This is a genomic window from Nocardiopsis sp. MT53 (assembly GCF_019598965.1).
Lineage (GTDB): Bacteria > Actinomycetota > Actinomycetes > Streptosporangiales > Streptosporangiaceae > Nocardiopsis > Nocardiopsis changdeensis.
Map to the genome: position 1 here is coordinate 5,358,281 of NZ_CP080599.1, position 17,277 is coordinate 5,375,557.

A 17,277-nucleotide genomic window follows, 5' to 3' on the forward strand; every position below is an offset into this window, starting at 1 on the left:
CGCCGGGTAAATGCACCCTAAGTTCGGTTAGGCAACCCTTATCTTCCGTTGTCGCGGGTGCCCCTGCCCTGCGACGACTCCCCGGCGGGCGGCGACGGCCGCGGCCGCCGGGGCGCGGTCCCCTGATCGGAAGGACACCATGTCCCGCGTTCTCACGCCCACCGCCGCCGCCGCGGCGGCGCTGCTCACCCTCGGGCTCACCGCCTGCTCCTCCGACGAGCCCGCCGGGCCGGAGGGCGGGGCCTCCGGGGACTGGACCCCGATCACGATCGAGCACGCCCTGGGCACCACGGTCATCGAGTCCGAGCCCGAGCGCATCGCTACCGTCAACTGGGCCAACCACGAGGTCCCCCTGGCCCTGGGCGTCGTCCCCGTGGGCATGGCCGCCGCCGACTTCGGCGACGACAACGGCGACGGCCTGCTGCCCTGGGTCGACGAGAAGCTCCAGGAGCTCGGCGCCGAGCCCCCCGTGCTGTTCGACGAGACCGACGGCATCGACTTCGAGGCGGTCGCCGACACCGAGCCCGACGTCATCCTGGCCGCCTACTCCGGCCTCACCCAGGAGGACTACGACACCCTCAGCGAGATCGCCCCCGTCGTCGCCTACCCCGAGACCGCCTGGGGCACCCCCTGGCAGGACATGATCCGCTTCAACAGCCAGGCCATGGGCATGGCCGAGGAGGGCGAGGCGCTCGTCGCCGACCTGGAGGAGGAGATCGCCGCGGCCGCCGCCGAGCACCCCTCCCTGGAGGGCAAGTCGACGATGTTCCTCACCCACGTCGACACCTCCGACCTGAGCGAGGTCAGCTTCTACACCACCCACGACACCCGCGCCCTCTTCTTCGAGGACCTGGGCCTGTCCACCCCCGAGAGCGTCGCCACCGCCTCCGCCGAGACCGAGGCGTTCTCCCTCACCCACAGCGCCGAGCAGGCCGACGCCTTCAGTGACGTCGACATCATCGTCACCTACGGCGGCGACGAGCTGGTCGAGGCGCTGGAGGGCGACCCGCTGCTGTCCCAGATGCCCGCCGTCGAGAGCGGCGCCATCGTCGCCCTGCCCGGCACCGACCCGCTGGGCACCGCCGCCAACCCGACCCCGCTGGCCATCTCCTGGGTCCTGGACGACTACCTGTCTCTGCTGTCCGAGGCCGCCGACAAGGCCGAGTGACCGTGCACGACACCTCAGCAGCCGTGGGCGCCGCCGTCGTGCGGCGCCCCCGGCGCGCCAAGGCCCTGTGGCTGCTCCTGCTCGCCGCGGTGCTCCTGGGGCTGATGTTCGCCTCGGTCACCGTGGGCTCGCGCAGCGTCTCCTGGCCCGACATCCTCGCCGCCCTGGGCGGCGACACCGAGGGCTTCGGCCGGGCGGCCGTCGCCAAGCGCATCCCCCGCACCGTGCTCGCGGTGCTGGCCGGTGCCGCGCTGGGCCTGGCCGGAGCGGTCATGCAGGGCGTCACCCGCAACCCGCTGGCCGACCCCGGCATCCTGGGCGTCAACATGGGCGCCTCGCTGGCCGTGGTCACCGGCATGGCCTACTTCGGGCTGGCCACCGCCACCTCCCAGATCTGGGTGGCGATCGCCGGGGCCGCGGCCACCGCCGTCGCCGTGTACGTCGTCGGCTCCCTGGGCCGCGGCGGCCCCACCCCCCTCAAGCTCGCCCTGGCGGGAGCGGCCACCTCGGCCGCGCTGACCTCGCTGATCACCGCCGTGGCCCTGCCGCGCGGCGACATCGCCGAGAGCGTCCGCTCCTGGCAGATCGGCGGCGTGGGCGGCGGCACCTTCGAGGCCGTGTCCCAGGTCCTGCCGTTCCTGGTGGTCGGCCTCCTGCTGTGCCTGCTGTCCGCGCGCGGCCTGGACCTGCTCGCCCTGGGCGACGAACTCGCCGCCGGGCTGGGCGCCCGGGTGGCCACCGCCCGCGCCACGGCCTCCCTGGGCGCCGTGGTCCTGTGCGGGGCGTCCACCGCCGTCACCGGGCCCATCGCGTTCGTCGGCCTGGTGGTGCCGCACGCCTTCCGCATGCTCATCGGCGGGGACCACCGCTGGCTGCTGCCGTTCTCCGCCCTGGGCGGCGCCGCCCTGCTGACCGCCGCCGACGTCCTGGGCCGCATCGTCGCCCGGCCGGCGGAACTCGACGTCGGCATCGTGACCGCGCTCATCGGCGCCCCCGTCTTCATCTCCATCGTCCGCCGACACAAGGTCCGTGCACTGTGAGCGGTTCCGCCATCGACACCACCCGGTCCCCCGTCCCCGCCCCCGGCGAGGCCGTCGTGTCCGCCGTCGCCCGGGGGCGGCGCGCCCGCGGCCGGCGGCGCCTGGTCGTCATCACCGTCCTGGGCGTCCTCATCGCGACCGGGTTCGCCGTCACCCTCATGGTCGGGAGGACCTTCTACCCGCCCGGCGACGTCATCGGCGTGATCCTGGGCCGCGACGTGCCCGGCGCCTCGTTCACCGTCGGACGGCTCCGGCTGCCCCGGGCCGTGCTGGCCGTGGTCGCCGGACTGAGCTTCGGCCTGGCCGGCGTCACCTTCCAGACCATGCTGCGCAACCCGCTGGCCAGCCCCGACATCATCGGTATCAGTGCCGGGGCCGGGACGGGCGCCACCTTCGCGATCGTGGTGCTCTCCCTGGAGGGCGTCGGGGTGTCGGTGTTCGCCATCGCCTCCGGCCTGGCCGTGGCGCTGCTGGTGTACCTGCTGTCGTACCGCAACGGGGTGGCGGGCGGACGGCTGGTGCTGGTGGGCATCGGCATCGCCGCGATGCTCCACAGCATCACCGACCACATCCTGGACCGGGCCGCCCAGTGGGACCTCCAGGAGGCGCTGCGCTGGCTGACCGGCAGCCTCAACGGGGCCGGCTGGGAGGCGGTCGTCCCCGCCGCGACCGCCCTGGCGCTCCTGGCCCCGGTGCTGCTGGCCCGGGCCGGGGACCTGGACGCCCTGCGGCTGGGCGACGACACCGCCGCGGCGCTGGGGGTGCGGGTGGACCGCACCCGGCTGGTCCTCATCGTCGCGGCGGTGGGGCTCATCTCGTTCGCGACCGCGGCCGCGGGCCCCATCGCGTTCGTGGCGTTCCTGTCCGGCCCCATCGCGGCCCGCCTGGTGGGCCCGGGCGGGTCCCTGCTGCTGCCGGCCGCCCTGGTCGGCGCGCTGCTGGTGCTGGTCGCGGACTTCGCGGGCCAGTTCCTGCTCGGCACCCGGTTCCCCGTCGGCGTCGTCACCGGTGTGCTGGGCGCGCCCTACCTCGTGTACCTGATCGTCCGCACCCACCGCGCGGGAGGCTCCCTGTGACCACGGCCCATTCGCTCCTCGTCGAGGACCTGACCCTGGGGTACCAGGACCGGACCGTCATCGAGGACCTGGACCTGGCGGTGCCGCCGGGGCGCATCACCGTGATCGTCGGCGCCAACGCCTGCGGCAAGTCCACGCTGCTGCGGGCCATGTCGCGGCTGCTGTCCCCCCGGTCCGGGCAGGTGCTGCTGGACGGCGAGAAGGTCCACCGGATGCCGTCCAAGCAGGTGGCCCGCACCCTGGGGCTGCTGCCGCAGTCGCCCATCGCCCCCGAGGGGATCGCGGTGAGCGACCTGGTGGGCCGCGGCCGCCACCCCCACCAGGGGGTGTTCTCGCGGTGGACCCGCGAGGACGACGAGGCGGTGGCCGCCGCCCTGGAGGCCACCGGGACCCTGGAGCTGGCCGACCGGCCGGTGGACGAGCTCTCCGGCGGGCAGCGCCAGCGGGTGTGGATCGCGATGGCGCTGGCCCAGCGCACGGACCTGCTGCTGCTCGACGAGCCGACGACGTTCCTGGACGTCAGCCACCAGGTGGAGGTCCTGGACCTGCTCACCGACCTCAACCGGTCCCTGGGCACGACCATCGTGATGGTGCTGCACGACCTCAACCTGGCGGCCCGCTACGCCGACCACCTCATCGCCCTGGCCGACGGGAGGCTGCACGCCGCGGGCGCCCCCGAGCAGGTGCTCACGCCCGAGACGGTGGAGGCGGTCTTCGGCCTGCGCAGCCGCATCATCACCGACCCGGTGTCGGGGCGGCCGCTGATGCTGCCCATCGGCCGCCACCACGACCCCTCCACGGACTGACCGCCGGACCGGCCGGTGTCGGGCCCGGCGGCTAGGGTGGGCGGACCGCCGGACCCCTGCCGTGGAGGAGACGCCCCCGTGCCCCGAACCGCCGTGGACGAGAGCCCCCGGAGCGGCCGCCGCGCCGCCTCCGGCCGGCCCGGGACCGCGCCCGCCCGCTCCGCGCCCCGGACGGGCGGGCGGCCGTGACGTCCGCGGCCGGCCCCGGGGACGGGGCACGCGCCTGGGCGGACGGGGCGGCCGCCCGGTTCTCGCTCGGGGGCATCCGCACCGCGGAGTTCCTCGCGCTGCTGTACACCCCCGGCCTCGCCGCGGCGGTGGAGGGGCTCGACGCCGTCGTCCGCGACACCCCCGCGGTGGGCACCGCCCGGCGCGGGCGGGCCGGCACCGGGCCGCGCCCGGATTGGGCTCCCCGCGTGTTCACCGACGCGCTGCCCGCCGACCTGCGCCACCGGCTGCTCGTCTGGACGGAGCTCGTCCCCGCCCGCCGGCACGGGATCGGCCGCGCCATCACCCCGCCGGACGCGGCGGCCAACGACGTGTACCGGGTCCTGCACCGCCACCTGCGGGAGGACGGGGCACCCTGGGAGGCCGGCCTGCTGTCGCTGTACCTGGACATGTGCCTGGCCCACGTCGTGGACGTGCACTCCGTGCTCGCCGTCTGCGAGCGCCTGACCGCGGACGCCCCGGCGGAGCACCTGGCGCAGCTGGAGGAGATGGGGGCCCGCCGGTTCGGGGGCCGGGGGGATCAAAGCTCCGGCCCGCCCGCCCCGGGGCCCGAGCACGTGCGCCTGCTGCGGCTCCTCCAGCGCCTGGACCGGTCGCGCACACCGGAGGACGTCCTCCCCCCGGGCGACCTGCTCGGCGACCTGCTGTCGACCGCCCGCCCCGACCTGTGGACCGGCACCGGCACGGCCGACCTGCTGGTCCACCTCCTGGAACCGCCGTCCACCCGACCCTCCGCCGCGTGGCGGCGCCGGACCGCCGGACACCTGGCCGCGCTCCCGGACGCGGCGGCGACGGTGCTGGGAATCCTCGACCTGGTGCCGTCCCTGCCGGAGGCGGGGCCCCGGGACCGGTGGGACACCTCCGCGGACCACCTGCGGCCGCACGTCCAGGACATCCTGCACGGCGCCGTCTGGTGTGCGGACCTGCTGCCCGAGGAGGCCCGGGAGGCGGCGGTGCCCGTCCTGGAACGGACGGCCGCCTTCACGGGCACCGGCCCGGGCGGCTCGCGGAAGGTGCGCGCGGAGCGCGCCGCCTCGGCCGCCGTGCGCGTCCTGGCCGGATGGGGCGGGCCGCCCGAGGCCCGGGCGCTGGCCCGGCTCGGAGCGGTGATCGAGAAGGAGACCCTCAGGCGCGTCCTGGCAGCGGCCGCGGCGTCCCTCCCCGCCGCCTCCCGCGGCGCCCCGTGACCGGCCGCCCCCGGCGGCGGCCCCGGGCCGTCACGGCTCTCCGCCGCGGCCCGGCGCCGGGGGAGGGTCCTGGAGCAGGCCGGCGGGCGGGACGAAGAACAGGGACCCGGTGACCGCCGTGGAGAAGTCCAGGATCCGGTCGTGGTTCCCGGGCGGGTCCCCGACGAACATGTTGTGCAGCATCCGCTCGATCACGGCCGGATCCGAGGCGTAGCCGATGAAGTACGTGCCGAACACGCCCTCGCCCACCGAACCGAACGGCATGTTCTCCCGGACGATCCTGAGCTCGTTCCCGTCGTCGTCGGTGATCGTGTTCAGCGCGACGTGGGAGTCCGGCGCCTTCTCCGAGTCGGGGATCTCGATGTCGCTGAGCTTGCGGCGGCCGATGACCCGCTCCTGCTCCTCCACCGGCAGTGCCTCCCAGGCGCCCAGGTCGTGCACGTACTTCTGCACCACCAGGTAGGAGCCGCCGTCGAACACCGGGTCGCCGCCGGTGACGCGCACCGTGTCCACCGCCTCCGCGCCGGTGGGGCTCTCGGTGCCGTCGACGAACCCCAGCAGGTCCCGCTCGTCGAAGTACCGGAACCCGTGGACCTCGTCGACCACGTCGGCCAGCCCCGACAGCCGCTCGGTGAGCCGGCGGGCCACCTCGAAGCACAGGTCCATGCGGTGCGCCCGCACGTGGAAGGCCAGGTCGCCCGGTGTGGAGACCGCGGTGTGCCGGTCGCCGGAGACCTTGCGGAAGCGGTGCAGCCCGGGCGGGCGCCCGAGCGCGTAGAGCCGGTCCCACAGGTCCGCGCCGATCCCGGCCACACAGCTCAGCGCCTCGCCGGGGGCGCGGAACCCCACGGCCCGGACGATCCCCGCCGCGTCCGACAGCAGCTCGCGCACCGGGTCCGGCGGCCCGGGCCGCACGGTCAGGACGAGCACCACGGCGGCTCTGGCCGGCGGCACCGCCACCGCCTGGGACCGGTTCCCGTCCGCCATCCGCCCCACGCCCTTCCTCCGCCCGGCCGCCGGAGATTTCACCGGAAGGGCCCGAGTCCGCCATTGTCCGCCGTTCATGTTCGCATGCGCCGGCCCCTTTCCCCGGGGCGGTAAAGGACGCGGTGTGTCGTGGCGGGGCGGCGCCCGCGGATTCCCCCGGTGATTGTCGGGGCATCTCCCGGACCGTATGATGGCGGCGCCGTGATCTGCGGTTCCACGGCGCAGGAGCGTGTCCGTGCGATCGGTGCCGGTGCGCTTCCGGGGATATTCCGGATATCTCCGGAGGCGTCGGTATCGGCCGATTCAAACGTCCGCAAGGAATTCCTCTTTTTCCGTCCGCCGCGGCGGGGACCGCGGACGACGACCGGGGAGGGCCTCATGGCGGACGAGAAGAAGGAACGGTGGTCCCGGCGCGACTACCGCCACCCCGCGGCCGGATGGGGCGCGGCGCTGTCGGTCGCCAACGTCCTCAAGGGCGAGGGCGAGTGGATCGACGGCCCCCGGGCCGTCTTCAGGATGAACCACGAGAACGGCGGCTTCGACTGCCCCGGCTGCGCCTGGCCCGACGACACCAAGGGCCTCAAGCTCGACATCTGCGAGAACGGCATCAAACACGTCGCCTGGGAGATGACGCACAGGCGCGCGGGCAAGGAGTTCTTCGCCGGGCACACCGTCACCGAGCTCAAGACCTGGAGCGACCACGACCTGGAGGCCCAGGGGCGGCTGGTGGGACCGCTGGTCTACGACGCCGACACGGACAGGTACGTGCCGATCGCCTGGAAGGACGCCTTCGACCTCGTCGGCCGCCACCTGCGCGGGCTGGACTCCCCGGACCAGGCCGCCTTCTACACCTCCGGGCGCCTGGGCAACGAGGGGACCTTCCTCTACCAGCTGATGGCCCGCGAGCTGGGCACCAACAACCTCCCGGACTGCTCCAACATGTGCCACGAGGCGTCCGGCCGCGCGCTGACCGCGGCGCTGGGCACAGGCAAGGGCACCGCCGACCTCAAGGACTGGGAGACCGCCGACGCCCTGTTCATCATGGGCGTCAACGCGGCCTCCAACGCGCCCCGCATGCTCACCGCCCTCACCGAGGCCCGCAAACGCGGCGCGCGGATCGTGCACGTCAACCCGATGGTCGAGGCCGCCGCCCGCAGGGCCATCGTCCCGCACGACTTCGTCGACATGGCCCTGATGAAGGCCACCCCCACCAGCAGCCTCAACCTCCGGGTCCGGCCCGGCGGCGACATGGCGCTCATGCGCGGCATCGCCAAGGCGCTGCTGGAACGCCTGGAGACCGACCCCGGGGCCGTCGACCCCGAGTTCATCGAGCGCTACACGTCCGGGTTCGAGGCGTACCGCAAGGTGTGCGCCGACACCCCCTGGGAGGAGCTGGAGCACCAGTCGGGCCTGTCCCGCGCCGCCATCCTGGAGGCGGCCGAGGTGTACCACCGGTCCGAGCGGACCCTCATCAGCTGGTGCCTGGGCATCACCCAGCACGAACACGGCGTGGACACCGTCCGCGAGATCGTCAACGTGCTCCTGCTGCGCGGCAACCTGGGCCGTGAGGGCGCGGGCCCCTCGCCGGTGCGCGGGCACAGCAACGTGCAGGGCAACCGCACCTGCGGCATCGACCACCGCCCCAAGGAGGAGTTCCTGGACCGGCTGGCGTCGGTGTGCGGCATCGACCCGCCGCGCGAGCACGGCCTGGACACCGTCGGCACCATCGAGGCCATGAACCGGGACGACGGGGACGGGGGCCGGGTCCGGGTGTTCGTCGGCATGGGCGGCAACTTCGTCCTGGCCGCCCCGGACACCTCGTACACGGCGCAGGGCCTGCGCCGGTGCGACCTCACCGTGCACGTCAGCACCAAGCTCAACCGCAGTCACCTGGAGCACGGCCGGGAGGCGCTCATCCTGCCGTGCCTGGGCCGCACCGAGAAGGACGAGCAGCGCACCGGCCTCCAGGCCACCTCGGTGGAGGACTCCATGAGCATGGTCCACCTGTCGGTGGGCATGAAGCGCCCGGCCTCCCCGCACCTGCTGTCGGAGCCGGCGATCATCGCGGGGATGGCGCGGGCGGCCCTGCCCGACAGCGCCACCCCCTGGGAGGACTACGTCGGGGACTACGACCGCGTCCGCGACACCATGGCCAGGGTCCTGCCGGGGTTCGAGGACTTCAACCGCCGGGTGCGGCTCCCGCTGGGGTTCCGCATCAAGCAGCCCGCCCGCGAGCTGGTGTTCCTCACCCCCTCGGGGCGGGCCGAGTTCTCCACCGCGGCGCTGCCCGACGTGGTGCCCGCCGACCGCGACGTGCTCGTCCTCCAGACCATGCGCTCCCACGACCAGTGGAACACCACCGTCTACTCCGACGACGACCGCTACCGGGGCGTGAGGAACCTGCGCACCCTGGTCCTCATGAACGCGGAGGACATGCGCGCCCGCGGCATCGCCGAGGGCGCCCTGGTCGACATCGAGTCCCGCTCCAAGGACGGCACCCGCCGCCGCCTGAGCGGCTACCGGGCCCTGCGCTACGACCTGCCGCGCGGCAGCGCCGCCGGCTACATGCCGGAGATGAACGCCCTGGTCGGGATCGCCGACTACAGCACCCAGAGCGACCAGCCGCTGATGAAGAACGTCCTGGTCCGGGTCACCCCGGCCGCGGCCGGCTGAGCCCCGCCCGCCGGGGCCGCCCCGCCTCCGGGGCGGGGCGGCCCCGGACGGTCAGAACAGGACCGGGAGCGAGACCGGGCGGCTGCCCTGGATCCCGCCGACCCCGTGCCGACGCAGGTCGGCGAAGGGCACGGCCAGCCGGGCCCCGGGCAGGTCCGCGTGCAGGACCTCGACCACCGCGGCCAGCTCCAGACGGGCCAGCTGCGCGCCGGTGCAGTAGTGCGGACCCGCCCCGAACGCCAGGTCCGGGCCGATGGCGCGGCCGGGGTCGGTGTTGATCCCCTGGATGTCCACGAGCACCGGGGAGCGGGCGGGGAGCCGGACCCCCGCGAGTTCGACCTCGTCGGCGGTGAACCGCCACAGGCTGAAGGGCGCGGGGGAGTACCGGCGCAGCGTCTCGCGGACGACCTCGTCCGCGTCCCCCGCGGAGCGCCCCCCGGGTCCGAGCAGGCCGGCGATGAGGAAGCCCAGGGACGGGTCGGTGGTGAGCTGCCCCGCGTAGATCAGGGTGAACAGCAGGTAGTGCACCTGGGACTCGGTGAGGTCGGGGACGCGTGCGCGCAGCTCGACGGCCAGGCCGTCCCGGCCCGGTTCCAGGGCGGCCGCGGCCAGGTCCGCGAAGGCCGCCATCGCCCGGCCCACGTCCTCGGGGCCGTCGCCGTGCATCAGGCGGCAGGCGGCGACGGCCTGGTCCACCCGGTCCAGGGGGACGCCCAGGAGGTCGCACACCACGGTGAGCGGGAAGCGCGTGGTGAAGTCCGCCATCAGGTCCACGGGCCCGCCTTCCGCGGCCAGGCCGGTGAGCATCCGCCGCGCGTGGCCGGTGACCCGTCCGGCGTAGGAGCCGATCCGGCGCGCGGTGAACAGCGGCGCGTGCGCCCGGCGCAGCCGTTCGTGCGCGGGGCCGTCGGTGGTGGTGAGCGAGGGCTGCGCGGCGGCGGTGGGCTCCAGCCCCGCGGTCCGCGGGTCCCAGTGCCCGGGCGCGTACGCCGGGTCCTTGACGATCCGCGGGTCGACGAGGACCTCGCGGGCCAGGGTGTCGTCGGTGACGATCCAGGCGGGGCCGCCCGCCGGTGCCCGGACCCGCACCAGGGGTCCCAGGGCGCGCAGGGCGGCGTGCGCCGGGTGGGGCTCGTCGAGTCCGCGGACGGCCGGGGCGAAGGGGTCGATGCCGGTCGGGGATGTCATGGGGAGGTCTCCTCGTGGGGTCGGGCGGGGAGCAGGAACAGGAGCACGGCCGCGGCCGCGTAGCAGGCGACCTGCCAGGGCAGGACGGCGGCCAGGGCGTGGGTGTGGGCGGCCGCCGCGGAGGAGCCGCCCGCGAGCGCGTCCTCCAGCCGGGCGAAGAACACGGTGCCCAGCGCGGCCACACCGACCGCGCCGCCGATCTGGGTGACGGTGCTCAGGACACCGCCCGCCGCCCCCGCGTCCCGGGCGGGCACCCCGGCCAGCACGACGTTGACCAGGGAGGGGGCGGTCAGGCCCAGTCCCAGGCCGCCCGCGAACAGGGGCACGGCCAGGGCCGTGGAGGAGGGGGCGTCCCCGTGCAGCAGCGCGAGCAGCAGGAGCTGGGACGCGGCCAGGAGCAGGGCGCCGCCGACCAGGACCGCGCGTCCGGCCCGGTCGGCGAACCGGACCCCGATGCCGGAGGTGATGACCGAGCCCGCGGCGAAGGGCAGGATCACCAGGCCGGCCTCCCACGGGCCGCGGCCGGTTCCCCCCTGGAGGTACAGGGAGAGCAGGAGGAAGAAGGCGCCCAGGGCGCCGAAGAACGGCAGCGAGGCGGCCAGCCCCAGGGCGAAGGCCCGGCCGCGCAGCAGCGCGGGGTCCAGGACGGGCCGTCCGCCGCGTGCCGCCAGGCGGCGCTCCCACCACAGGAACAGGGCGGTGACGGGCACGGAGAGGGCCATGAGGGCGGTGCCCCACCAGGGCCACCCCCAGTCGCGCCCCTGGACCAGCGGCAGCAGCGGCAGGACCACGGCGGTGGCGGCCAGGGCCGCGCCCGTTCCGTCGAACCCGGTTCCGTCCCCGCCCCGCGACTCCGGCAGGAAGCGCGCGCCCAGGGCCAGGCCGGCCGCCGCGACCGGCACGTTGACCCAGAACACCGCGCGCCAGCCCAGACCGAACGGGTCGGCCTCCACCAGGAGGCCGCCCAGCAGGGGCCCGGCGACGGAGGCCAGCCCCAGGACGGCGCCGTAGGCGCCCATGGCGCGGGCCCGTGCCGCGGGGGCGAACGAGGCGCGGATGACGCCGAACACCTGGGGGATCATCAGCCCGCCCGCCAGCCCCTGGGCGACGCGCCCGGCGACCAGGGCCCAGGGGGAGGGCGCCAGGCCGCAGGCGGCGGAGGCGAGGGCGAACCCGGCCAGGCCGAGCAGGAAGAGGCGGCGGCGCCCGTACCGGTCGCCGAGGCGTCCGCCCGTGACGAGCCCCGCGCCGACGGCGAGCGTGTACCCGGCGACCGTCCATTGCAGTGCCGCTTCGCCCGCGCCCAGGTCGGCGGCGATCGCCGGGGCGGCGACCCCGACGATGGTGGCGTCCAGCAGCTCCATGAAGGCGGCGACGAGGACGACCGCCAGGGCGACGGCGGCGGTCCGCCCGGTGAGCAGGGGCGGTGGGCCGGTCGCGGCGGCGGGCGGTGCGGTCATGGTGACGGGTCCTCTCCTGGTGGCCGTTTGCTGTGTGGCACAGTAGATGTGTCGCGCAGTAGCTGCGTGACGCAGTTAAAGTAGCATGGCTTTGCTGCGCGGTGCAGCGAACGGGGAGTGGAACGGAGCGGCGCCCATGGCACGGAACGAGAGGGACGCCCTGGTCAGGGCGCTCGTCGAGGACGCGATACCCGCCTGGGCGATCCGCGTCGTCCAGCTCAACAGCGTCGTCGCCGCCCGGCTGGGGGTCACCGACACCGACGTGCAGTGCCTGCACGCCCTGGCCCGGCACGGGCCGATGACCCCGGGCGCCCTGGCCGGGCACGTCAACCTGACCACCGGCGCGGCCTCGCGCATGGTCGACCGGCTCGTCGCGGCCGGCTGCGTGCGCCGGGTGCCCGACCCCGGCGACCGCAGGCGCGTCCTGGTGGAGCCCACCGAGGAGGGGGTGGCCCGCGTCACCGCCGCCTACGCCGGGCTGGTGGCGCGCACCCGGGAGGAGCTCGCCGGGTTCGACGAGGACGCCCTGGCCGCCCTCCTGAGGTTCGTGCGTGCCGCCGAGCACGACACCGCCGAGGAGGCCCGCGGAGCCCGGTGACGACGCGGACGGCGGGTGCCCGACGCGGTCGGGCGCCCGCCGCCGTGCCCGGGAGGGCCGGGCGGCGTCAGACCAGGGTGGTCCAGTAGGTCCAGAACGCCTGGGTGACCGCCGCGGCCAGGGCCAGCGCCCACAGGCACAGGAGCGTGCTGTGGTAGCGGACCATCACGTCCGCGGCCCGGCGCAGGACGCCCGGCGCCGGGAGGTGGCCCGCCTCCAGGGCGTGCAGGGTGGTGTACCAGAAGACCGGCACGGTCACCGCCCACACGACCGTGCAGTACGGGCACAGCGCGCCGATCCGGTACAGGCTCTGGAAGATCAGCCAGTGCACGAACCCCGCGCCGAACAGCGTGCCCGCCCACAGGCCCAGGTGGAACCAGCGCGGGAACCGCGCCCCCGCCAGCAGGGCGACGCCCACGGTGGTCACCACCGAGAACCCGACCACGCCCAGGACCGGGTTGGGGATCCCGAACACCTCCGCCTGCCAGGTCCCCATGACCGTTCCGCACGACAGCACCGGGTCGATGCTGCACGAGGGCACGTGGCCGGGGTCCTGGAGGACGCGGACCTTCTCCACCAGCAGGGCGGTGGCGGCGAGCAGGCCGACGGCCCCGCCCAGGGCCAGCAGCCAGGGCAGAGCGCGGGCCGGGACGCCCGCGCCCGGCCGCCGGAGCCCGGCGGCGGTGCTCATTCGGCGAGCCCGGCGTCGATCAGGGAGGCCAGCATCTCGTAGGTCGGCATGCTCGGCGTCCGGTACCCGTTGACGAAGATCGTCGGGGTCCCCTGCACGCCCAGGGCCACGCCGTCGTCGAAGTCCGCCCGCACCCGATCGGCGACCTCCTGCGACTCCATGTCGGCGGTGAACTCCCCGACGTCCAGGCCCAGCTCCTCGGCGAAGCCGACGAACACCTCGCTCCGGTCCTCCTGGGACTCGCCCCACTCGGCCTGGGTCTCGTACATCAGGGCGTACATCTCCTCCAGCGCGCCCTGGCGGGCGGCCGCCTCCACGGCCGCGGCGGCGGGCTCGGAGTTGGTGTGCCCGGGCAGCGGGAAGTAGCGGACGACGAAGTCGATGCGGCCCTCGTAGTCCTCCCGGATCCGCTCCATCACGGGGAACTGGGCGCGGCAGGCCTCGCACTCGAAGTCGAGGAACTCCACGACGGTGACCGGCGCCCCCTCGACCCGGTCGAGGTACCGGCTGTCCTCGCGGACCAGCAGTTCGGCGGGGGCGGGCGAGGGGGAGGCCTGGCCCCCGGGCGCCGCCGCGGAGGCGCCGGCGGAGCCGGGGGAGTCCTGGGGGCGGTTCGACAGGTACACGAGCGTGCCGACGAGCAGGCCCAGGACGGTGAGCATCACGAGGGTGAAGGTCGTGTTCTGGTTCACGGTTCTTCCGTTCCAACGGGTCCGTGCGCGGGGCACGGAGGGATCACGACGGGACCGCCGGTCGGGGCGGTCCGGGGGAGGGGGAGGCGGCGCGGACGCGGAGGGCGTCGGCGCGGTCGTGTTCTAGACCCGTTGTACGCAGAGCAGGGTGAGCAGCCCGGGCCCGTGCCGGGGCGCCGCGGGGGCGTCCTCGACGGGCGGGGCCGGCGCGTGCGCGGCGCGGACCAGCGCCCACAGCAGGGGGAGCGGGGCCAGGAGGAGCGGCGGGCCCGAGGCGGACGCCGAAGCGGGGGCCACCCCGCAGGCGTGGTCCCCGTGCCCGGCGCCGCCCCCGGTGTCGGTCGCCGGGGCGTCGGTGGCCGCGGCCACCGGGACGGCCCCGGAGCCCGCGGGCGGGGCGGTGTGCGCCGCGGTGCCGGTGCGCACCAGGGCGCAGGCCAGGCAGGCCAGCACGAGCACGGCGAGCAGCACCGCGAGGGTGCGCGTGCCGCGTGTGCCGGGGTGCCCGTCCATGATCGGCACTTTAACGGCGCCCCGCCCCGCCCCCGCCCCGGGGTGCCCATGAGGCCCCGCGGGCACCCCGGGCGCGGGTGTCACCGCGGCAGGTGGCGCGTCTCCGGCCCGTGGTGCCCGGCCAGGACCCGCCGGGGCAGCGGGCCCTTGATCCGGGCCCTGCCGCCGCTCTCCTCCCAGGCGTGGGCGAGGATGCCCACGGACCTGGACAGGACGAACAGGCCGCGCCCCAGCTCGGCGGCGAACCCGAGGGAGGCGTAGACGATCGCCGTGGCGCCGTCGATGTTCATCGGCACGGGACGGCTGCGCCCCCGGGCCAGCGCGGCCTCCAGCGCCAGCCCCGACTCCAGGTGCGTCGGCGGCACCAGGTCCCGGTCGACCGCCTCGCGGACCCGGTCGACGAGGGGGTCGCGGCGCGGGTCGCGGGGGTGGAAGCGGTGGCCGAAGCCGGGGACCCGCTGCCCGCGCTCCCGGTGCTCGGCCACGACGGCCTCGGCGGCCCCGTCGGCGGACGCGCCCTCCTCCCGCAGCAGGGCCATCCGCTCCAGGAGGGCGATGCACTGCTGGCCCGCGCCCCCGTGCACGTCCCCCAGGAGGTTGACCCCGGTGGCGACCGCGTTGTTGAGCCCCACACCGCAGGTGGCGGCCATCCGGGCGGCGGCGATGGAGGGCGCCTGCGGCCCGTGGTCGACCGCGGCCACCAGGGCCGCCTCCAGCAGGCGGGCGCGCTCGGGGTCCGGCAGCTCGCCGCGCAGCAGGAGCCAGACGGTCTCCACCAGGGAGACCCGCCCGATCAGCTCCTGGACCGGGTAGCCGCGCAGGTCGATCTCCCCGGGGGCGATCCGCGTGATGGCGGTCGACCACCACGCGCCGATCTCCTTGTGGGTCATGGACCCCGCCGTGTCCTGTGTGCTCATACCGTGCCTTCCTCTCGCAGGGCCTCGATCTCGGCGTCGTCGAACCCGGCCTCGCGCAGCACGGGGACGGTGTGCTCGCCCAGCAGGGGAGGAGGGGTCCGGGGCGCCAGGGGCGCCCCGTCCACGTGCACCCCGCTGCCCAGCACCCGGAGCCCGCGGTCGCCGGAGCCGGGGAAGGGCAGGGTATGGACCAGGCCGCGGTGGGCGATCTGCTCCGACTCCAGGGCCTCCCGGACCCCGAGCACGCGTCCCGCCGGGACGCCCGCGCCGGAGAGCTCTTCCTCCCACTCCGCGGCGGACCGCGCCCGCAAGTGCTCCTCCAGGGCCTTGCGGAGCTCCTCCCGGTGGGCCTTGCGGTCCTCGCGCCGCGCGAAGCGGGGGTCCCCGCACAGCTCGGGGGCCCCGACGACGCGGCAGAGGATCTCGAACTGCTCCTGCTTGTTGGCGGAGATGTTGAGCGCTCCGTCGCCGGTGGCGAAGGTGCCCGAGGGCGCGGCGGTGGCGTTCTCGTTGCCGATGCGCTCGGGCTCGGCCCCCGTGGAGAGGTAGTTGGACACGCCCCAGCCCATGGCGGTGATCGCGGTCTCCAGCATGGACACGTCCAGGTGGGTGCCCTGCCCGGTGCGCTCGCGCCGCGCCAGGGCGGTGGACACCGCGAAGGCGGCGGCCAGGCCGCCCAGCACGTCGGCGATGGGGAAGCCCGCCCGCAGCGGCCCCGTGTCGGGGGTGCCGGTGGCGCCCATCATCCCCGACAGGCCCTGCACGATCTGGTCGTAGGCGGGCCGGTCGCTCAGCGGGCCGTCGGCGCCGAACCCGGAGATGGCGCAGTACACCAGGCGCGGGTTGACCTCGCGCAGCACGTCGGGGCCGAAGCCGAGGCGCTCCAGCACCCCGGGGCGGAAGTTCTCCAGCAGGACGTCCGCGCCGGCCAGCAGCGTCCGCATCACCCGCCGTCCGGAGGCGGACTTCAGGTTCAGGGTGAGCGAGCGCTTGCCGCTGTTCTGGGCGAGGAAGGACGCGCCCAGCCGCCGGTCGTTGAGCTCGGCCGAGGCGCCCAGCCGCCGGGCCAGGTCGCCGGTCCCGGGGACCTCGACCTTGACGACGTCGGCGCCCATGAGGGCGAGCTGGTAGCCGGCGTAGGGGCCGGCCAGCACGTTGGTCATGTCCAGGACCCGGACGCCCGCCAGGGGCGGGCCGTCCCCGCCGGTGCCGGTCATCGGTCCTCCCCCGGGGCCGGGGCGCCGCCGGCCGGGTCCAGGCCGATCTCGGAGATGCGCCGGGCGGCGCCCATGACGGACTCGGTGAACCCCCGCACGGCGGCGTCGGTGAAGCGGGCCGTGGGCCCGCCGACGGCCAGCGCGGCGACGGGGGTCCGCCCGGTCCGCCCGAAGACGGGGGCGGCCACACCCGAGGCCCCGTGCTCGCGTTCGCCGTGGCTGACGGCGTAGCCGCGTTCGGCGGCGTCCCCGACCTGCGCGCGCAGCCGGTCCACGTGGGCCGGGCCGTAGGGGGAGGCGGCGGCCACCCGCAGCAGGGTGGCGTCGTCGGCCCCGATGAGCAGGACCTTGCTCGCGGCACCGCCCCACAGCACCATCTCGTCGCCGGTGTTGACGACGTGCCGCAGGCGCTGCGGCCCCTCCTCCTGGGCCACGCACACGCGGACGGCGTCGGCGCGCACGTACAGGTTGACGGTCTCGGCGGTGTCGGCGACGAGTTCGCGCATGACGGCGCGGGCCGCCTCGGGCACCTGCCAGACGGCGTGGGCCAGGCGGGCCCAGCGGAGCAGGCCGGGGCCCGCGGCGATCCTGCCGTCCGGGCCCGTCCACAGCAGGCCCCGCTGCTCCAGCGTGCCGACCAGGCGCAGGACGGTGGTCTTGGCCAGGCCGGTGCGCTCCACCAGCTCGCGCGTGGTGTAGCGCAGGTTCCGCTCGTCGAACAGGTCGAGCATGTCGATCGCGCGCGTCACGCTCCGGACGCCCCCGTCCGAGTCACCGGACATGCGCCCTCCTCTCATGTGGTCCGCTAGGCGGACCTATAAGACCATCAAGTGGAC

16 protein-coding genes are annotated in these 17,277 nt (G+C 75.4%); 7 read left to right on the forward strand and 9 right to left on the reverse strand.

Features of this window, described 5'->3' with window-relative positions; all coding sequences use genetic code 11:
* Positions 1-139: 139 nt before the first annotated feature.
* From K1J57_RS23625 to K1J57_RS23645, 5 genes are all read left to right on the forward strand, one after another.
* Positions 140-1,168 (forward strand): iron-siderophore ABC transporter substrate-binding protein, encoded by a 1,029-nt coding sequence (locus K1J57_RS23625; protein WP_220560818.1) that lies wholly within the window; start codon positions 140-142, stop codon positions 1,166-1,168.
* Positions 1,165-2,208: an iron ABC transporter permease gene (locus K1J57_RS23630; protein WP_255646540.1), complete on the forward strand. Its 1,044-nt coding sequence runs from the start codon at positions 1,165-1,167 to the stop codon at positions 2,206-2,208. The genes K1J57_RS23625 and K1J57_RS23630 overlap by 4 nt, the downstream gene beginning before the upstream one ends.
* An 11-nt stretch (positions 2,209-2,219) precedes the next feature.
* A complete protein-coding gene (locus K1J57_RS23635) occupies positions 2,220-3,284 on the forward strand; it encodes a FecCD family ABC transporter permease (RefSeq protein ID WP_370634689.1) in 1,065 nt (354 codons plus the stop codon).
* Positions 3,281-4,090: an ABC transporter ATP-binding protein gene (locus K1J57_RS23640; RefSeq protein ID WP_220560819.1), complete on the forward strand. Its 810-nt coding sequence runs from the start codon at positions 3,281-3,283 to the stop codon at positions 4,088-4,090. The genes K1J57_RS23635 and K1J57_RS23640 overlap by 4 nt, the downstream gene beginning before the upstream one ends.
* A 185-nt stretch (positions 4,091-4,275) precedes the next feature.
* A complete protein-coding gene (locus K1J57_RS23645; RefSeq protein WP_220560820.1) occupies positions 4,276-5,505 on the forward strand; it encodes a hypothetical protein in 1,230 nt (409 codons plus the stop codon).
* A gap of 30 nt (positions 5,506-5,535) precedes the next feature.
* On the opposite strand, the gene K1J57_RS23650 is transcribed toward K1J57_RS23645, so the two are convergent.
* Positions 5,536-6,492, reverse strand: a complete 957-nt coding sequence (locus K1J57_RS23650) for a Dyp-type peroxidase (protein ID WP_220560821.1) — start codon at positions 6,490-6,492, stop codon at positions 5,536-5,538.
* 378 nt (positions 6,493-6,870) lie between these two features.
* Between K1J57_RS23650 and K1J57_RS23655 the strand changes: the two genes are divergently transcribed.
* Positions 6,871-9,165 (forward strand): FdhF/YdeP family oxidoreductase, encoded by a 2,295-nt coding sequence (locus K1J57_RS23655; RefSeq protein ID WP_220560823.1) that lies wholly within the window; start codon positions 6,871-6,873, stop codon positions 9,163-9,165.
* A gap of 51 nt (positions 9,166-9,216) precedes the next feature.
* Here the strand turns inward: K1J57_RS23655 and K1J57_RS23660 are convergent, their stop codons facing one another.
* Positions 9,217-10,353, reverse strand: a complete 1,137-nt coding sequence (locus K1J57_RS23660; RefSeq protein ID WP_220560825.1) for a cytochrome P450 — start codon at positions 10,351-10,353, stop codon at positions 9,217-9,219.
* Positions 10,350-11,813: an MFS transporter gene (locus K1J57_RS23665; RefSeq protein WP_220560827.1), complete on the reverse strand. Its 1,464-nt coding sequence runs from the start codon at positions 11,811-11,813 to the stop codon at positions 10,350-10,352. The genes K1J57_RS23660 and K1J57_RS23665 overlap by 4 nt, the downstream gene beginning before the upstream one ends.
* Positions 11,814-11,949: 136 nt before the next feature.
* On the opposite strand from K1J57_RS23665, the gene K1J57_RS34040 reads away from it, so the two are divergent.
* Positions 11,950-12,411: a MarR family winged helix-turn-helix transcriptional regulator gene (locus tag K1J57_RS34040; protein WP_220560829.1), complete on the forward strand. Its 462-nt coding sequence runs from the start codon at positions 11,950-11,952 to the stop codon at positions 12,409-12,411.
* Between the two features lie 67 nt (positions 12,412-12,478).
* Here K1J57_RS34040 and K1J57_RS23675 read toward each other — a convergent pair whose 3' ends face one another.
* From K1J57_RS23675 to K1J57_RS23700, 6 genes are all read right to left on the reverse strand, one after another.
* Positions 12,479-13,102 (reverse strand): vitamin K epoxide reductase family protein, encoded by a 624-nt coding sequence (locus K1J57_RS23675; protein ID WP_220560831.1) that lies wholly within the window; start codon positions 13,100-13,102, stop codon positions 12,479-12,481.
* Positions 13,099-13,794, reverse strand: coding sequence for a thioredoxin domain-containing protein (locus tag K1J57_RS23680; protein ID WP_220560832.1), 696 nt, complete (start codon positions 13,792-13,794; stop codon positions 13,099-13,101). Before K1J57_RS23680 ends, K1J57_RS23675 begins: the two co-directional genes overlap by 4 nt.
* Before the next feature lie 123 nt (positions 13,795-13,917).
* Complete coding sequence (locus tag K1J57_RS23685; protein ID WP_220560833.1) at positions 13,918-14,307, reverse strand: DUF2946 family protein; 390 nt, start codon at positions 14,305-14,307, stop codon at positions 13,918-13,920.
* An 80-nt stretch (positions 14,308-14,387) separates the two neighbouring features.
* Complete coding sequence (locus tag K1J57_RS23690) at positions 14,388-15,224, reverse strand: citryl-CoA lyase (protein WP_220560834.1); 837 nt, start codon at positions 15,222-15,224, stop codon at positions 14,388-14,390.
* Positions 15,221-16,441 carry a CaiB/BaiF CoA-transferase family protein gene (locus K1J57_RS23695; RefSeq protein WP_220560835.1) on the reverse strand — a complete coding sequence of 407 codons (1,221 nt, stop codon included), beginning with the start codon at positions 16,439-16,441 and terminating at the stop codon, positions 15,221-15,223. Before K1J57_RS23695 ends, K1J57_RS23690 begins: the two co-directional genes overlap by 4 nt.
* Entirely contained in the window at positions 16,438-17,223 is a 786-nt protein-coding gene (locus tag K1J57_RS23700; RefSeq protein WP_220560836.1) for an IclR family transcriptional regulator, read from the reverse strand. Before K1J57_RS23700 ends, K1J57_RS23695 begins: the two co-directional genes overlap by 4 nt.
* Between the last annotated feature and the right edge of the window lie 54 nt (positions 17,224-17,277).

What these genes read in the sequence shown, in the direction of transcription:
- K1J57_RS23675 (WP_220560831.1), bottom strand. Translation starts at nt 13,102, where the DNA reads ATGAGCACCGCCGCCGGGCTCCGGCGGCCGGGCGCGGGCGTCCCGGCC.
- K1J57_RS23665 (WP_220560827.1), bottom strand. Translation starts at nt 11,813, where the DNA reads ATGACCGCACCGCCCGCCGCCGCGACCGGCCCACCGCCCCTGCTCACC.
- K1J57_RS23690 (WP_220560834.1), bottom strand. Translation starts at nt 15,224, where the DNA reads ATGAGCACACAGGACACGGCGGGGTCCATGACCCACAAGGAGATCGGC.
- K1J57_RS23650 (WP_220560821.1), bottom strand. Translation starts at nt 6,492, where the DNA reads ATGGCGGACGGGAACCGGTCCCAGGCGGTGGCGGTGCCGCCGGCCAGA.
- K1J57_RS23660 (WP_220560825.1), bottom strand. Translation starts at nt 10,353, where the DNA reads ATGACATCCCCGACCGGCATCGACCCCTTCGCCCCGGCCGTCCGCGGA.
- K1J57_RS23700 (WP_220560836.1), bottom strand. Translation starts at nt 17,223, where the DNA reads ATGTCCGGTGACTCGGACGGGGGCGTCCGGAGCGTGACGCGCGCGATC.
- K1J57_RS23685 (WP_220560833.1), bottom strand. Translation starts at nt 14,307, where the DNA reads ATGGACGGGCACCCCGGCACACGCGGCACGCGCACCCTCGCGGTGCTG.
- K1J57_RS23695 (WP_220560835.1), bottom strand. Translation starts at nt 16,441, where the DNA reads ATGACCGGCACCGGCGGGGACGGCCCGCCCCTGGCGGGCGTCCGGGTC.
- K1J57_RS23625 (WP_220560818.1), top strand. Translation starts at nt 140, where the DNA reads ATGTCCCGCGTTCTCACGCCCACCGCCGCCGCCGCGGCGGCGCTGCTC.
- K1J57_RS23655 (WP_220560823.1), top strand. Translation starts at nt 6,871, where the DNA reads ATGGCGGACGAGAAGAAGGAACGGTGGTCCCGGCGCGACTACCGCCAC.
- K1J57_RS34040 (WP_220560829.1), top strand. Translation starts at nt 11,950, where the DNA reads ATGGCACGGAACGAGAGGGACGCCCTGGTCAGGGCGCTCGTCGAGGAC.